The sequence below is a fragment of the Methylococcus sp. EFPC2 genome, assembly GCF_016925495.1.
Lineage (GTDB): Bacteria > Pseudomonadota > Gammaproteobacteria > Methylococcales > Methylococcaceae > EFPC2.
This window is the reverse complement of sequence record NZ_CP070491.1, coordinates 2,527,290-2,543,268: the sequence shown is the minus strand read 5'-3', so window position 1 is coordinate 2,543,268 and position 15,979 is coordinate 2,527,290. Positions and strand designations below refer to the sequence as shown.

At 60.8% G+C, this 15,979-nt stretch carries 13 protein-coding genes; 11 read left to right on the top strand and 2 right to left on the bottom strand.

The annotated features are described in order from the left end of the window. Position 1: 1 nt before the first annotated feature. From rnhB to JWZ97_RS10695, 7 genes are all read left to right on the top strand, one after another. Entirely contained in the window at positions 2-583 is a 582-nt protein-coding gene (gene rnhB / locus JWZ97_RS10725) for a ribonuclease HII (RefSeq protein ID WP_205428783.1), read from the top strand. A gap of 30 nt (positions 584-613) precedes the next feature. Continuing rightward, positions 614-1,249, top strand: a complete 636-nt coding sequence (locus JWZ97_RS10720) for an MOSC domain-containing protein (protein WP_205428781.1) — start codon at positions 614-616, stop codon at positions 1,247-1,249. Positions 1,250-1,367: 118 nt separating this feature from the next. Then, positions 1,368-1,727 (top strand): MbcA/ParS/Xre antitoxin family protein, encoded by a 360-nt coding sequence (locus JWZ97_RS10715; protein ID WP_205428779.1) that lies wholly within the window; start codon positions 1,368-1,370, stop codon positions 1,725-1,727. Beyond that, a complete protein-coding gene (locus JWZ97_RS10710; protein WP_205428778.1) occupies positions 1,724-2,479 on the top strand; it encodes an RES family NAD+ phosphorylase in 756 nt (251 codons plus the stop codon). Before JWZ97_RS10715 ends, JWZ97_RS10710 begins: the two co-directional genes overlap by 4 nt. Before the next feature lie 109 nt (positions 2,480-2,588). Further along, the gene (locus JWZ97_RS10705) at positions 2,589-2,828 is read left to right on the top strand and encodes a CopG family ribbon-helix-helix protein (protein ID WP_205428776.1); all 240 of its coding nucleotides are present in this window, start codon (positions 2,589-2,591) and stop codon (positions 2,826-2,828) included. After that, the gene (locus tag JWZ97_RS10700; RefSeq protein ID WP_205428774.1) at positions 2,818-3,102 is read left to right on the top strand and encodes a type II toxin-antitoxin system RelE/ParE family toxin; all 285 of its coding nucleotides are present in this window, start codon (positions 2,818-2,820) and stop codon (positions 3,100-3,102) included. Before JWZ97_RS10705 ends, JWZ97_RS10700 begins: the two co-directional genes overlap by 11 nt. 117 nt (positions 3,103-3,219) lie before the next feature. Beyond that, on the top strand, positions 3,220-7,014 hold the full coding sequence (locus JWZ97_RS10695; RefSeq protein WP_205428772.1) for a hypothetical protein: 3,795 nt from the start codon (positions 3,220-3,222) through the stop codon (positions 7,012-7,014). Positions 7,015-7,079: 65 nt separating this feature from the next. On the opposite strand, the gene queF is transcribed toward JWZ97_RS10695, so the two are convergent. Then, positions 7,080-7,469 carry a preQ(1) synthase gene (queF, locus tag JWZ97_RS10690; protein ID WP_205428771.1) on the bottom strand — a complete coding sequence of 130 codons (390 nt, stop codon included), beginning with the start codon at positions 7,467-7,469 and terminating at the stop codon, positions 7,080-7,082. 200 nt (positions 7,470-7,669) lie between these two features. Here queF and smc point away from each other — a divergent pair, with 200 nt between their 5' ends. The 4 genes from smc to ligA all read left to right on the top strand — a co-directional run bounded on the left by smc (position 7,670) and on the right by ligA (position 14,467). Further along, the gene (smc, locus tag JWZ97_RS10685) at positions 7,670-11,182 is read left to right on the top strand and encodes a chromosome segregation protein SMC (protein WP_205428769.1); all 3,513 of its coding nucleotides are present in this window, start codon (positions 7,670-7,672) and stop codon (positions 11,180-11,182) included. An 8-nt stretch (positions 11,183-11,190) separates the two neighbouring features. Beyond that, positions 11,191-11,934, top strand: a complete 744-nt coding sequence (locus tag JWZ97_RS10680; RefSeq protein ID WP_205428760.1) for a cell division protein ZipA C-terminal FtsZ-binding domain-containing protein — start codon at positions 11,191-11,193, stop codon at positions 11,932-11,934. Between the two features lie 97 nt (positions 11,935-12,031). After that, on the top strand, positions 12,032-12,406 hold the full coding sequence (locus JWZ97_RS10675; RefSeq protein WP_205428758.1) for a hypothetical protein: 375 nt from the start codon (positions 12,032-12,034) through the stop codon (positions 12,404-12,406). Between the two features lie 30 nt (positions 12,407-12,436). After that, the gene (gene ligA / locus JWZ97_RS10670) at positions 12,437-14,467 is read left to right on the top strand and encodes an NAD-dependent DNA ligase LigA (RefSeq protein WP_205428756.1); all 2,031 of its coding nucleotides are present in this window, start codon (positions 12,437-12,439) and stop codon (positions 14,465-14,467) included. A gap of 112 nt (positions 14,468-14,579) precedes the next feature. Here the strand turns inward: ligA and JWZ97_RS10665 are convergent, their stop codons facing one another. Further along, positions 14,580-15,938, bottom strand: coding sequence for a DegQ family serine endoprotease (locus JWZ97_RS10665; RefSeq protein WP_205428754.1), 1,359 nt, complete (start codon positions 15,936-15,938; stop codon positions 14,580-14,582). Positions 15,939-15,979 lie beyond the last annotated feature (41 nt).

Here is a 15,979-nt window from a genome sequence, read left to right as displayed (position 1 = left end):
GATGAGGCCTGACGGCGCAAGCCTGTGCGCGGGAACGGATGAGGTCGGTCGCGGCTGCATAGCCGGTGCCGTGGTTGCCGCCATCGTCATTCTCCCGGTGGGAGAGCCGATCATCGGCCTGGACGACTCCAAGAAACTCAGCGCCAAGCGGCGCGAAGCACTCGCAGAGCTGATACGCGAGCGATCCGTGGCTTGGGCATTGGGCCGTGCCGAACCGTCCGAAATCGATCGCATCAACATCCTGCAGGCGTCCATGCTGGCCATGCGCCGCGCCTACCTGGCATTGCCGATCAAGCCCGACTGGGTCATGGTCGACGGCAACCGTTACCCGGACCCGCCTTGCCCGGGCGAGGCTATCGTCGGCGGTGACGGCAGCGTGGCCGAGATCTCCGCCGCGTCCATACTCGCCAAGGTGGCCCGCGACGCCGAGATGCAAACACTGGATGCGCTCTACCCCGGTTACGGTTTTGCCGAGCACAAGGGCTATCCGACTCCCGCCCACAAGTCTAGGCTCACGGCCTTGGGCCCCAGCCCGGTGCATCGTCTCAGCTTCGCGCCGGTGGCTCAGCGAACCCTGTTCTGAACTCCCCTCAACCCACGGCAGGCAAGCACCATGCAGATACTGGCGATCAGTCTGGCGACCGAAAAGACCGTCGAGTACCGGGGTAAGCCGGTCCGCACGGGCATCTACAAGATCCCGGTGACCGGACCTGTAATGGTCACGGCGACGGGCATAGCCGGCGACGTGCAGGTCGATCTCGAAAACCACGGCGGCGCGGACAAGGCGGTTTACGTCTACAGCGCCGTCAACTACCGCTGGTGGGAAGGCGAGTTGAGCCGGCCGCTGGCCAACGGATTGTTCGGGGAAAACCTCACGGTCAGCGGCTTGACGGACGACGAGGTCCACATCGGCGACACGTTCCGCATCGGGCCGATAGAGGCCCAGGTCACCCAGCCGCGCGTGCCCTGTTACAAGCTGGGCATCGTCATGAGCGATCCCGGCTTCGTCGCCCGCTTTCACCATTCCGGCCGGGTCGGATTCTATCTGCGCATACTCCGGGAAGGCCAAGTGGGTGTGGGCGATCCCATCGAGCGCGTCGGTGTCGACCCCGTGGGTCTGAGCATCCGCGACGCCATGCTGGCCTTGGGTCAGCATCCCCGCCAGCAAGAAATCATCGAGCAAGCGTTGAGCATTCCGGCCTTGTCCCAGTCTTGGCGGCACAGCCTGGAGAAGCGGCGCAAGCGGTGAGGGCTCCAGTTCAACTGGCGCATCTCTGATGAATCCGAGCGGTGCCGTGCTGCATTTGCAATAAAGTTGCTATAATAATTGCAAAATCTGTTGCGCGTGAAACGCCGGAGAGTCGACCATGAACACGGTACTCAAGATCAAGGCCCAGTCCTCGCAGGTGCTGGCGACCGCATTTCTCAGGGCGGGCAAGGAACTGGGTTTGAGCCAGGCGGCGTTGGAAGAAATCATCGACCGGAACCGCAGTTCCATCAGCCGTAACGGGATAGACCCGCAAACCAAGTCGGGCGAGTTGGCGCTGCTGTTCATCCGCGCCTACCGCTCGCTGTTCGCGTTGGTAGGCGGCGATGTCGGGCAAATGAAGCACTGGATGCACACCGCCAACCGCCACACCGGCGGTGTGCCGGCAGAGCAGGTGCGCAGCGTGCAGGGTCTGGTGGGCGTGGTCGAATACCTGGATGCGATGCGGGGCAAGATTTGAGCGCCGGAATCTGGTCTGCCTGCGCCGGGGCCGATTCCTGTGTCCCACTCGAAGGTTCATTGTTCCGCATCGTGGAAAGCCAGGTCCAAATCGCCACCCATCGCCTGGTTTCAACCCTGGAAGAGCAGGCCCTGCTGGAAGAGCTGCTGGAAACGGCCAAGCCCCCGCTGGCCGCGGGTACCGCGTCTCTCCATTACCTCTTGGCCACGCCATTCCGCTACCCGCCGTTGCGCCACGGCTCACGCTTCGGCCGGCGTCACGAGCCCAGCCTGTTCTACGGCTCGTTGGCGGTCGATACGGTCCTCGCCGAGGCGGCTTATTACCGCTTAGTGTTCTGGCAAGGCATGGAGGTAGCGCCCAAAGCCCCGCTGGCCACCCAGCACACCATGTTCGAAGCTCGTTATGCCTGCAGGCGAGGGGTGAGGCTCCACCAGCCCCCTTTCGACGCCTGGCGAGCCGAGCTGGTCCATCCCGCCAGCTATGTCGCGACCCAGGCGTTGGGCAGCGAGATGCGGGCCGCCGGTGTGGAAGCTTTCGAATTTACCTCCGCCCGCCATCCCGAAGGCGGGGTCAATGTCGCCCTGTTCACGCCGTCGGCCCTGGCCAGCCGCCGTCCGGAATCGACGCAGAACTGGCAGGCCGAAACCATCGGCGACCATGTCAGTTTCTACAGCCCAGAACAGGCGGCTTTCCACGGTTTCGAGCTATCCATTTTCCTGGTCGACGGCAAGTTGCCGATACCGGCTGGCTAGGGGCCGATCGCGGCACTTGAACGCATCGCATCCCGCAGCCCCCAAGTCAGTGTGAGACAGCGTGTTACACTGCCTTGCACTGCAAAACACGGTATCGAGGTAACCCACCATGAGTTCCTTAACGCTCAGAATCAGCGAAGACATCAAGCGACAATTGGAAGTCTTGGCTCAGGCGACCGGACGCACTAAATCCTTCCTCGCTGTCGAAGCGATCCGCGCTTATCTAAAAACGGAGGAGTGGCAAGTAGCCGAAATTCGACGAGCGATTGCCGAAGCCGACCAGGGTGATTTTGCGGAAGAAGAAGAGGTGCAGGGAGTCCGCGACAAATGGCAGAGAGATGCGGGTTAAATGGCTGCGCAAAGCGCTTTTTAACCTGGATTCCGCGGCGGAGTACATCGCACAAAATAACCGCATGGCGGCGCAAGCCATGGTGGCCGAAGCGTTCCGGTTGACCGGCTTGCTGGCCGATAATCCCGACCTGGGAAGACCCGGCCGAGTACCGGGAACCCGCGAGCTCGTGATGGCCCATTATCCCTACGTTATTCCTTATCGGATTCGGAACGGCAGTGTGGAAGTATTGCGGGTATTCCATGCCTCTCGGCAGTGGCCGGAGTCATTATGAAATATTCAACGTACAAGGGCGCTGTATTTACTCACTCACGGTAGGTTCTGCCGGCCTGAGGTGGTTATTGGCAGTAACGATAGTCGGGCCGATTTCCATCCACTGACTCTCACCATCATGCTTGATATCACCGGCAAGGACATTGCTGAACTCGACGATACAGACCTTCGAACGCTGGTTGCTCGATTGTGCACGGCAGAGCTTCGAGAATATGGTCTTCCCATCGCGGGCGTAACAGCGGGTGGCGATCAGAATGCGCCGGATGGTGGAATAGATGTGCGGGTAGTGCTTGAATCCGGCGTTAAGCCTACGGATTTCATTCCCCGTCCAGGCACCGGTTTTCAGGTGAAAGTGCCTGATATGGGATCGGCAGAAATATCGAAAGAGATGTGTCCAAAAGGACATGTCCGTCCGGTCATACAAGAACTGGCACGTGATGGTGGCGCCTATATCATCGTTAGCTCCAAGGGCTCGACCGCTGATCGCGCACTCCGGAACAGGCAAGCTGCAATGCGCAAGGCTGTTCGTGACGTACCGAACTCAGATAACCTGGTTTTGGACTTTTATGACCGGGACCGCATTGCATCCTGGGTCAGCCTATATCCCGGCGTCGCATTCTGGGTACGAGAACGCCTGGGTAAGCCGCTGAAGGGATGGCAGGCATACGGAAATTGGTCGGCACCCAGGGAGTCGCCAGGTAGCGAGTATCTACGCGATGGAAAATGCCGCATCTACGATGGTCGGACTAGCAAAGATGGGTCTTTGACTATCGAGCAGGGACTCTCTCGCCTACGCGACGCCTTGTCACGTCCGACTGGGACGGTTCGGCTGATCGGCTTGTCCGGCGTCGGTAAGACTCGCCTTGTACAAGCTCTCTTTGACGCAACAGTAGGCGACAATCCCGTCGATCCTTCCGTTGCGATTTATACCGACCTTGCGGACGCTCCCACACCTTCCCCGCGAGACTTGATCCAGCAACTGGTGCAATCTCGCCTACGGACCGTCGTCATAGTCGACAATTGCCTGCCAACGACGCATCGGGCACTTGCATCGGCATGTTCGGTTACCGAAAGTAGGGTCAGTTTGCTGACTGTGGAATACGATGTGGGCGAAGATGATCCTGAGGATACGGACGTCTTCCGGCTTGAGGCAGCCTCAGACGGACTCATCGAGCAACTGGTCGCTCAACGTGCGCCACAAGTCTCTCAAGTCGATCGCAAGCGTATAGCCGATTTCTCTGGTGGAAACGCTAAAGTTGCTCTCGCATTGGGCCGGACCGTCCGGCGCGGCGATAGTATCGCGAGCTTCACCGACGAAGAGCTGTTCAAGCGCCTTTTTCACCAGCGTCATTCCGAGGACAGGAGCTTGCTGCGGGCGGCCGAAGCGTGTTCCTTGGTTTATTCGTTCGATGGCGAAACGTCGACGGGAGTCGATGCGGAATTGCCGATACTCGCAGATTTGGCAGGATTATCGCTCGATGAGCTCTACCGACATATCGCCGAACTGAAAGCTCGAGACCTTCTGCAACAAAGAAGCAAGTGGAGAGCGGTACTGCCACATGCGCTGGCGAACAAACTGGCATCGCACGCGCTAGATCGATTAATGCCAGAGCGAATTTGCGATGTCTTGATTTCCAAGGCCCCCGATAGGCTCAAGCAGTCATTTTCCCGTCGCTTGGGGTATTTGCATGACAATCAAACCGCTCAAAAAATAGTGGGCTCGTGGTTATCCGATGGCGGATTTCTGTCGGATATCAATACGCTGGGACCCACGCAATTAGCCATGTTCCATAACGTGGCCCCGGTGGCTCCTGAAAAAACCATCGATGCGCTTGAGCGGGCATTGAATGGGCATTCCGCTAAGTTGCTTGATGACCTGAAAAACCTGGATCGTTATCCGATTGCAGTATTATTAAGGTCGCTTGCTTACGAGCCACAATTTTTCGAGCGCGCGTGCGAACTCCTGGCCCGTTTCGTGATCGCGGGACCACCGAACAATAATTACAACTCGACAAAAGGCCTGTTCCAAGAGCTTTTTCACCTCTACCTGTCCGGCACCCATGCGCCTGTGACTCTACGTTTGCAAGTTGTCGAGAAACTACTGAATTCGGAAGCCGTTGATAACCAAAACTGTGGTCTGATGGCGCTCGGTGAAATGTTGAAAACAGAGGGATTTTCATCGTTTCATGGGTTTGATTTTGGAGCACGCTCGCGGGATTACGGCTGGCATCCGCAGACTTTCGAGGAAATCTGGGATTGGTATCGTTCCGTACTACGTTTCGTATTAGATATAGTGGTTTCGAACATTTCTTTAATCGGCCCAATATCCTCAATAATTGCAAGAAAGTTTCAGAGCCTGTGGCTTACAGCCAACACGGCTGACGAATTGCAAGAATTCGTCGATGTTATGGCGGTTCGTGGATTTTGGCTTGAGGGATGGATAAGCGTCAGAAATACCTTGCGTTTCGATTCCAATGAGATGCCGGAAGAGGTTTTCAAGCGGCTGCTTGCTATCGAGGAAACCTTAAGGCCTACTGGATTGTTGTACGAGGCCCGCGCTTATGTTTTTTCCGGTGCCTGGGGAGAGCTTGATGTCGCCGACGGCGAGGAAGAAGCAGAGGATGAGCCCGACAAGGCCTATCAGAAAGTGGAGGAGCGTACGCGATCGATAGGACGTCGAGTTGCTACCCGTCACGATATACTCGATGCATTGCTCCCCGATCTTTTTACATGCCACAAGGTTGACCGGCGGTGGGCTTTTGGAATGGGGCTAGCGGAAGGCGCGGATGATATCGACGAGATGTGGCAAACTCTGGTCAAAAATTTGATGTCGATCTCCCTTGGCGAACGAAATATCCAAGTGCTGCTCGGTTTCCTTTCCGGGGCGGTCAATTTAGCCCCTGCCCGAGTTGCCGAATGGTTAGACGCCACGGTTACCGATCCCGCACTCGGCCCACTCTTCCCAATTCTCCAATGTGCGGTGCCTATCGATGAGGCTGGAATTAATAGACTGCTGGTTTCGGCCCAACTTGGTCTGGCTTCTGCCTCGGGGTTCATCTTCTTAGCGGATGGCCGAGTTTCTGACCCCATCGCTGCTTATGACCTTAGACGGTTACTCATGGCAATCTCCGCTTCGCCAGGCGGTTTGGAAGTAGCGCTCGATATCCTTTTCAGGAAATTGCATACGCCGAGTGAGCCAGGAATAACTGCGGATCCCGAATTAATCGAATGTGGAAGGCACTTACTATTGCGGCGCGACTACTCGGAGCTAACCGATATGGACGACTATAAACTAGCCGGTATCGCTAACTCATGTTTGGAGGGAGTAGACGCTAAAGAATGCGCGACTACGATTTGCAAAACTATGGTGCAGGTATTTTCATCCCATGTAATCTCGTTTTACAACTATGTCGATCTTCTCAAGATCTTATTCCGGGCGCAGCCGAATATTGCTATGACAATATTCGTAGGTGATCAGAGCATCTGTTGGCGTTTGGGCGATATAGGGGCGGCACGGGGGTATATCCTCGATGAAGTACCAGAGGACATCTTGTTCTCATGGGCCAATGTGGCCCCCTCAGAGCGCTATCCCGCATTGGCCTCCGCAATCCGGCTATTCACAGGGGGTGATAGTAATCGTGAGGCCTCATTGGCTCCACAAGCGATTGCATTGCTTGACCTTGCTCCGGATAAGGCGGCTATCCTATCCGGTTATGAAGAGCGCTTGTATCCCTCGAACTGGTCCGGATCGCTGGCCGATATTTTTGAGGCTCGCCGGTCTGCGCTTCAACCACTTGCCACTCACCAGGACCCTGTCGTAGTAAATTGGGTCAAAGAATGCGATCGCAAACTTAAGCGGTGGGCCGATGACGACCGATTACGGGATCGGGCCATAGACGAACGCTTTGAGTGACAGCTCCCTCTTCATTGCGCGAGGATTCGGGTGGACGAGGTTTGCCCGTCTATTTGCAAAATGGCTCAGGGCAGGTTCACCGCCACCGGTGGTTGCCAGTCGGCGCGGCGATGTTCGGCCACGACCGTGGTGTAGATACCGCCGCGGACGTTGAATTTTGCGGTGAGGCGCATGAAGCGGGGCTGGGTAGCGGCGACCAGGTCGTCGAGGATGCGGTTGGTGACGGCTTCGTGGAAGGCGCCCTCGTCCCGGAAGGACCAGACGTAGAGTTTCAACGCCTTCAGTTCCACGCACTTGGCTTCCGGCACGTATTCCAGGTGCAGGGTGGCGAAGTCCGGCTGGCCGGTCTTGGGGCATAAACAGGTGAACTCCGGCACGTCGATGCGTATGGTGTAGTCGCGACCGGGCTGCGGGTTGTCGAAGGTTTCCAGTTCTTTGCTGGGTTGGGTAGACATAGGTTTCCTGTAACAAAAGGTTTAAGCACATCTGAAACGCCAAACGCCCCGCGAGGGGCGTTTGTTTTTCAACGTGTTGGCTTAGTTCGATATAATACCGGTTCGTTCCCGCTCCAGCCAGACAAGCGCTTGTTATCTCCTAAAACTTACACTTTTCGCCGCCCTGCCTCGTGCCGTGGCGCTGCCCTGCGCTTGTCCTGATGCGCCTCGATAAGATCAGGCTGGCGGGTTTCAAGTCTTTCGTCGATCCCACCACCATTCCGCTGCCCGGCAACCTGGTTGCCATCGTGGGCCCCAACGGCTGCGGCAAGTCCAACATCATCGACGCGGTGCGCTGGGTCATGGGCGAGAGCTCGGCCAAGCATCTGCGCGGCGAGTCCATGGCGGACGTCATTTTCAACGGTTCGTCTGGCCGCAAGCCGGTCAGCGTGGCCTCGGTGGAGTTGGTGTTCGACAACGCGGACGGCACGGCGCCGGGCGAATACGCGCAATACCGCGAGATTTCCATCAAGCGGCAGGTCAGCCGCGACGGGCAGTCCAGCTATTTCCTCAACGGCGCGCGCTGCCGGCGCAAGGACATCACCGACCTGTTCCTGGGCACCGGTCTGGGTGCGCGCAGCTACGCCATCATCGAGCAGGGCACCATCTCCCGGTTGATCGAGGCCAAGCCCGACGACCTGCGCGAGGTGATCGAGGAAGCCGCTGGAATCTCCAAGTACAAGGAGCGTCGCCACGAAACGGAAACCCGCATGCGCCACACCCAGGAAAATCTGGAGCGTTTGCAGGACGTGCGCGACGAGGTGACCAAGCAGTTGGCGAATCTTCAGCGCCAGGCCAAGAAAGCGGAGAAATATACCGAGTTGAAGGCGGAAGAGCGCCTCTACCGCCTGCAGTTGCTGGCCATACGCTGGCGCCATCACGACCGGGTGATGGAGGGCCACCGCGAGGCTTTGCAGGTTTGCGAGCAGCAATTTCGCGAGCAGGTCGGCGAGGAAAACCGTTTGGCGGAAATGCTCGCTTTGGCCCGCGAGCGACAAGAGGCCCAACAAAAACAACTCCACGCCAGCCAAGGCGAATTTTACGAGCTGGGCGGCGAAATCGGCCGGCTGGACCAGGCCATCCGCCATGCCCGGCAAACGCGCACCGAGCTGATACGCGAGCGTGAGCGGCTGGGCGGCGAGCAGGCCCAGGCCATGGCGGAACTGGAGCAGGACAGGGAGCACCTGGACGAGGCGCGCGAAGAAAAACTCGGGCTGGAGGCGGCCCTGGACGAGGCGGCCGAGGCTGTCGAATCGGCCACCCAGGCACGCCAGGCGGCGGATCAGGCGCTGAGAGACTGGCGCAGCGAGTGGGATAGCCTGCGCGCCGAACTGGCCCGGCTGCGTGCCCAGGTCGAGATGCAAAAATCCAGGGCTCAGCAACTGGAGGATCAACGCCGTCAACTGGAGGTTCGCCGCGAGCGCATGCAGCAGGAGTTTGACGAACTGGACGGCGCGCTGGTCGAGGAGGAATTGGAACAGCTGAAAGTGGAACTGGCCGAGGCCGAAGCAGAACAGGCCGAGCTGCGCAGCCGGCTCGAACGGCTGGCCCAGGATGCCCGCGAGGCGCGCGAACAGGCCAAGGACAGCCAGCAGCAGCTCAACGCGGTACGCGCCGAACTGCATGCGGTTCAGGGCAAGATCAGCTCGCTGGAGCTATTGCAGCAACACGCCATGGGCAAGGATCGCGGCGCGCTCAAGCAATGGTTGGCTGGAGCAGGATTGGCGGAGGCCCGCCGGCTCGCCGAACACCTGGAGGTCAGTCCCGGCTGGGAGACGGCCCTGGAAACCGTGCTGGGCGCTCATCTGGAGGCGGTCTGCGTCAGCGACAGCGCGGCGGCATTCACGACCCGCGACGAGGCGACGCTGCCGGACTCCCTGGCCTTGTTCGAGACGGGACGGGAGCCGAAAGCGGCGAATTCCGCCGTAGCCCCGAGTCTGGCGGATTGCGTACGCGCGCCCTGGAGCTTGTCCTCGCTGTTGGCGGGCGTCTATCGGGCCGATGATCTGCAACAGGCCCAGGCGCTTAGCGCCGGACTGGCGGATCACGAATCGGTGGTGACCCCGGACGGCGTTTGGCTGGGTCCGGGCTGGCTATTGCTGAGCAAGCCGGACGATGGCAAGGCCGGCATGCTCAAGCGTGAGCGGGAGCTGCGCGAACTCAAGCAGCAGCGCGACGATTTGCATGCGCGGGTGGGCCAACTCGAACAGGCTCTGAGCCTGGCCGATGAAGCCCAGCGTCAGGCGGAGTTCGAGCGCGAGCAACGCCAATCCGAGTCCAACCGCCTGGGCGGCGAGATCACTCGCGTCAAATCGGCCCTGAGCGCCGCCAGCGCGCGCGCCGAGCAGACCCGAAGGCGCTTGCAGCAGCTGGAATTCGAGCTGGACGATATCCAGGAGAGCCTGGTGCAGAACGCCGAAGACCTGGCGGAAACCCGGACCAGCCAACGCGAACAGGAGCTTGAACTCACCGGATGCGAGCGCCAGGCCGAAGCCGGCGGCGGACGGCAGGGGGAGCTGGAGAATCTGGCCGGCGAGGCGGAAGCCGCCCTGCGCACCGCGCGAGACGGCTTGCAGGCGATCAAGAACCGCATCGAAAACCTGCGGTCCACCGAGACTTTGACCCTCAAGCATCTGGAGCGGGTACAGGGACATCAACGCCAGACCGCCGAGCGACTGGCCGAGATCGACCGCCGCCTGGAAACGGCCGGCGCGCCCATGGACGAAGAGGAGCAGATTCTGGAAGAGTTGATCGAAAAGCGCGCCGTGGTCGAGCGCGAGTTGGCCGAGTTGCGCAAGCGCGCCAGCGAAACCGAGGCCGAGGTGCGCAAGCTGGACGAGCAGCGCATGCGCCTGGAGCGGGAGCGCGACGCACTCAAGCAACGCTTGGAGCAGATCAAGCTGGATTACCAGGCCAACGACGTGCGCCGGCAGACCGTGCAGGAGCAGTTCGACGAATTGGGCGTGGCGCCCGAGCAGGTCTTGCCCGAACTGCCGGAAGAAGCCGAGGACAAGGCCTGGCAACAGCGGGTCAACGAGCTGGTCGATGAAATCAACCGGCTGGGCGCCATCAACCTGACCGCGATGGAGGAGTTCCAGGAGCAGTCGGAGCGCGCGCAATTCCTCGAACAGCAACATCAGGATCTGAGCGAATCGCTGGCCACCCTGCAGCAGGCGATCGAGAAGATAGACCGCGAATGCCGCGCGCGCTTCAAGGATACCTTCGACAAGGTCAACGCCGGCATCCAGCGCATGTTCCCCAAGCTGTTCGGCGGTGGCCAGGCCTATCTCGAACTGACCGAGCGCGATCTGCTGGAAAGCGGGGTCAGCGTCATGGCCCGGCCGCCCGGCAAGCGCAACAGTTCCATCCATTTGTTGTCGGGCGGCGAAAAGGCGTTGACCGCGGCGGCGCTGGTATTCTCCATCTTCGAGCTCAACCCGGCGCCCTTCTGCCTGCTCGACGAGGTGGACGCGCCGCTCGACGACGCCAATGTCGGGCGCTTCAGCCAATTGGTCAAGGAAATGTCCGAGAAGGTACAATTCCTCTTCATTTCGCATAACAAGGCAACCATGGAGATCGCCCAGCATCTCGCCGGCGTGACCATGAAAGAACCCGGCGTTTCCCGCATCGTCGCGGTCGACATCGATGCTGCGGTGGAACTGGCGGGAGTCTGAGGACAACAATGGACAGAGATACGGTGCGCATCATCCTGCTGATTTTGGGTGTCCTGGCCATCGCGGGCGTGTACGTCTGGGGCCGGTACAAAGACAAGCTGCTCGATTTCCTGCACAGACGGGGAGAGTTCGACGAGTTGGGCTACGACCTGGACGAAGACACGCAGGACGATGCGGAGTCCGAAGCCGAGTCGTCCTACGAGCCCATCCGCTTCGATGGTTTGCCGGCCGAGCCCGATCGCCCCGCCATGGCCCCCGGCGACGCTGACGAGGACGAGAGCGAATTCGCGCCGGAGTCCGAGCCGTCCCGGCAGGTGGCGCACGGCCATGGGCGCACCGCCTCCCTGGGAGCGCCCTTCCTCATCCAGCTCAGCGTGGTCGCCGGCGACGACGGATATTTCGACGGCGCGGAATTGCGCGACGCCCTGGTCGAGCTGGATTTGATTTATGGCGACATGGGCATTTACCACCGCTACGACCGCGAGTATCGCGAACCCTTGTTCAGCGTGGCCAGTCTGGTCGAGCCGGGCACTTTCCCCATCGACGACATGGAAAATTTCGAATGCCCCGGCGTGGTCTTGTTCTTTCAGCCTCCCCAAGTGAGCGACGCCCTGGAAGTGTTCGATGACCTGGTCCAAACCTGTCATTCGCTGGCGCTCAAGCTCGGCGGTGTCCAGTGGGACGAAAACCGTCAGCCGCTGACCGTAGAAAAAGTCGAGCGCATGCGGCAGCGTTTGGAACTGGCCTATTGAGCGCGGTTTTGTCGATGCTGGACCCGATAGACGTGGACGCGAGCTGGGCTGCGCTCGATGCCCGGAAACCCGATTAACGACCGGAGGTGGACGATTTATGACCAAGAAGACGCTGGCTGAGTGGTGGGAGGAAACCTACGGTTCGTCCGCTAAGCAGGCGGAGGAGGGCGATGCGGCTTACGACGAAGTGGAAGCGCTGTACGCCAAGCTGGGCAAGGAGCCCGCGGTGGACGCTTCCGTCGAGGTCATCCGCAAGGAGATGGCGGCCGTATACCGCGACATGCGATCCGGCCGCATCGATTGCAACGACGGTACCCGGCTGGCCTATGTGCTCGACCTGCTGCGCAAATCGCACGAGTCCACCGTGGTGAAGGATCGCCTGGGCATCCTGGAAAAAGCCGTAGGGGTGAAGCCGGACAACGGCGGTCCGGACTGGCTGGGCCTTCCCTTCGGCGACGCCGGGCCGGAATAGCCCGGCCTCTTACCGGTCACACCATCCATCATGTCCACCGAGCTTCCGCCCGAGGTCGTCCGACGCGCGGCCGAGCTGCGCAAGCAGATCGAATACCATAACCGCCGCTATTACCAGTTCGACGAACCGGTCATCGCCGACGCCGAGTACGATGCCTTGCTGCGCGAGTTGCAGGCTTTGGAGCGTGAGTATCCCGAGCTGCAGACGCCAGACTCGCCGACCCAGCGGGTGGGTGCCGCGCCTCTGGCGGCCTTCGCCGAGGTCAGGCACGAAGTGCCCATGCTGTCCTTGGATAACGCCTTCGAGGACGGCGACGTGCTGGATTTCGACCGGCGCATCCGCGAGAAGCTGGAGCGGGACGATACCGAATATCTCGCCGAGCCGAAGCTGGACGGGTTGGCCGTCAGCCTGCTGTACGAAGACGGTGTGTTGGTGCGCGGCGCCACGCGCGGCGACGGTCATAGCGGCGAGGATGTGACCCATAATGTCCGCACCATCCGCGCCATCCCCCTGCGCCTCAGCGGCAGCGGCTACCCGCAGCGCTTCGAGGTGCGCGGCGAGGTGTTCATGCCCAAGACCGGCTTCGAGGCCATGAACCGCAAGGCCCTGGAGGCCGGCGAGAAAGTCTTCGTCAATCCGCGCAACGCGGCTGCCGGGAGTTTGCGCCAGCTCGATCCGGCCGCCACCGCGGCCCGCCCCCTGGCCTTCTATTGCTACGGCTACGGCGTCTATCCTGCGGAGGCCCTGCCGGCCACGCAATACGAATTGATGGAACGGTTTCGGAATTGGGGCTTGCCCATCAATCCCGAGATACGGCAGATCAGGGGTGCGCAGGGTTGTCTGGATTATTACCGTGACTTGATGGCCCGGCGTCACGGCCTGCCCTACGAGATCGACGGGGTGGTCTACAAGCTCGGGCGTTTCGACTGGCAGGCGGAAATGGGCTATGTCGCCCGGGCTCCCCGCTGGGCGGTGGCGCACAAGTTTCCCGCCGAAGAGGCCACAACCCGCGTGCTGGCCATCGAGGTTCAGGTCGGGCGCACCGGCGCACTGACGCCGGTCGCCCGGCTGGAATCGGTGTTCGTCGGCGGCGTCACCGTCACCAACGCCACCCTGCACAATGCCGACGAGGTCAGGCGCAAGGATATCCGCATTAACGACTGGGTGGTCGTGCGCCGTGCCGGCGACGTGATCCCGGAAGTGGTGAAGAGCATACCGGAGCGTCGGCCCGCCGACGCCGCGGAATTCGTCATGCCGGCGCATTGCCCGGCCTGCGGTTCCGAGGTGGAGTTGGAGGAGGGCGAAGCTATCGCGCGCTGTTCCGGCGGACTGTACTGCCCGGCCCAGCACAAGGAGGCGATCAAGCATTTCGCATCGCGCCGGGCCATGGATATCGAAGGCCTGGGCGACAAACTGGTCGACCAGCTGCTGGAACGCAGGTTGGTCGACACCGTGGCGGATCTCTACCGGCTGACGGTCGAACAGCTCGCCGAGTTGGAGCGTATGGGCATCAAGTCCGCAGAGAACCTGGTCGCCGCGCTGGAAAAGAGCAAGGCGACCACCTTGCCGCGTTTTCTTTATGCCTTGGGGATACGCGAGGTCGGCGAAGTGACGGCGCGCAATCTGGCGCTGCACCTGCATGGCCTGGACTCCATCATCGCGGCCGACGAAGATGCGCTGCAGGCCATTCCCGATGTCGGTCCGACCATGGCCGCGCATATCGCCGCATTCTTCCGCCAGCCCCACAACCTCGAAGTCATTCGTGACCTGCGGGCGGTTGGTCTGCATTGGCAAGAAACCGAGGCGGGACCGGCGGGCGCGCAACTTCTGGCCGGCAAGACCTTCGTGCTTACCGGTACCCTGGAGAGCCTGACCCGCGACCAGGCCAAGGAGAAGCTGCAGGCCTTGGGCGCCAAGGTTTCCGGCAGCGTGTCCAAGAAGACCAGCTATGTCGTTGCCGGTACCGAAGCAGGCTCCAAGCTGGCCAAGGCTCAGGAATTGGGCGTCGAGATACTCGACGAAAGCGGATTGCTGGCCCTGTTGGGCAACGGCGAAATCTAAGGAGAGCCCAGTCCACCATCCGGTCGTGCGTCTGCACGACCGGATGGCGGGGCGCCTCTCAGGGCTTAATCCGTGAAGTGTGCGGAAGCAGTCGGCCCCCGCGTTTTCGTGGCTATCGGAGCATGACGAAGAATGCTCCGTCGCCGCGCTGTATGTTGAGCAGCAATTCGTTGCGGCCGTGAGCGGCCGTGCGCAAATCTTCCAGGGTTCTGACCGGCTGGCGATTGGCCATGGTGAGGAGGTCGCCGGGGCGCAAACCCGCGCGGAATGCATACGACGCACTATGGATCTTCTCCACAATCACGCCCTCAGTGGGTGCGTTCGGCGGCGCATTGCCGAGTATGGTTCCGGTCAGCTTGGGATGGATTTTCTTGCCGTCTTCCTGCGTGAGCTTGGGAGCCGCGATCTCGGCGGTGAGCGATGCGGTTTCGCCCCGACGCAGCACGTCCAGATGCACCTTGTCGCCGATTTGCAGCAGCCCCACGATATTGCGGACTTCCGCGCCGCTCTTGATCTTGCGGTCATTGACGGCAAGGACGATGTCGCCCGGCTCGATGCCCGCCTTGGCCGCCGGCGAGCCGGGCTGTATGGCGGTAATCACCGCGCCCTGAGTTTGGTTTAACCCGAAGGCCTGGGCCAGATCCGGGCTGAGGTCCTGGATGTTGACGCCGAGCAGGCCGCGCCGGATGACGCCGTGTTCGATCAGGGTGGTCTTGATGTTGGCCGCCATGTTGGACGGTATGGCGAAGCCGATGCCGACGTTGCCTCCGTTGGGGGCGAGGATGGCCGTGTTGATGCCGATCAGCTCGCCTTTCAGATTGACCAGGGCACCACCGGAATTGCCCGGGTTGATGGACGCGTCGGTCTGGATGAAGTCTTCGTAGCCTTCGATACCCAGCCCCGAGCGCCCCAGCGCGCTGACGATGCCCGAGGTGACCGTCTGGCCCAGGCCGAAGGGGTTGCCGATGGCGACGACGAAATCGCCGACCTGCAATTGGCTGGAGTCGGCGATCGGCAATTCTTCGAGGTTTTTCGGCTCCACCTTGATTACCGCCACGTCGGATTCCGGGTCTGTGCCCACCAGTTTGGCGCTCAACTGGCGCCCGTCATGCAGGGTCACCAGGATTTCGTCTGCCTTGTCGATGACGTGGTTGTTGGTGAGGATGTAGCCGTTGCGCGCGTCGACGATCACGCCCGAGCCCAGGCTGGAGGTTTCGCGCTCGCGTGGCGCGTTGGGGATCTCGAAGAAATGACGAAAGAAGGGATCGCGCATCAGCGGGTTGTCTTCCACCTGTATTTTGGTCTTGGTGGATATATTGACCACCGCGGGCGTGGCCTTCTTGAGCATGGGGGCTAGGCTGGGCAGGTTTTGGCCATCCACGCCCAGCGGCAAGGCGGCAGAGACGGGCGAACTGACGGATAGGAAGGCGCAGAGAGCGGGAACGATCAAACGGGCGGAAAGATGACGCATTTATGAATACCTCGGGGCGATGTCATGAGTGGGTCTAAGGT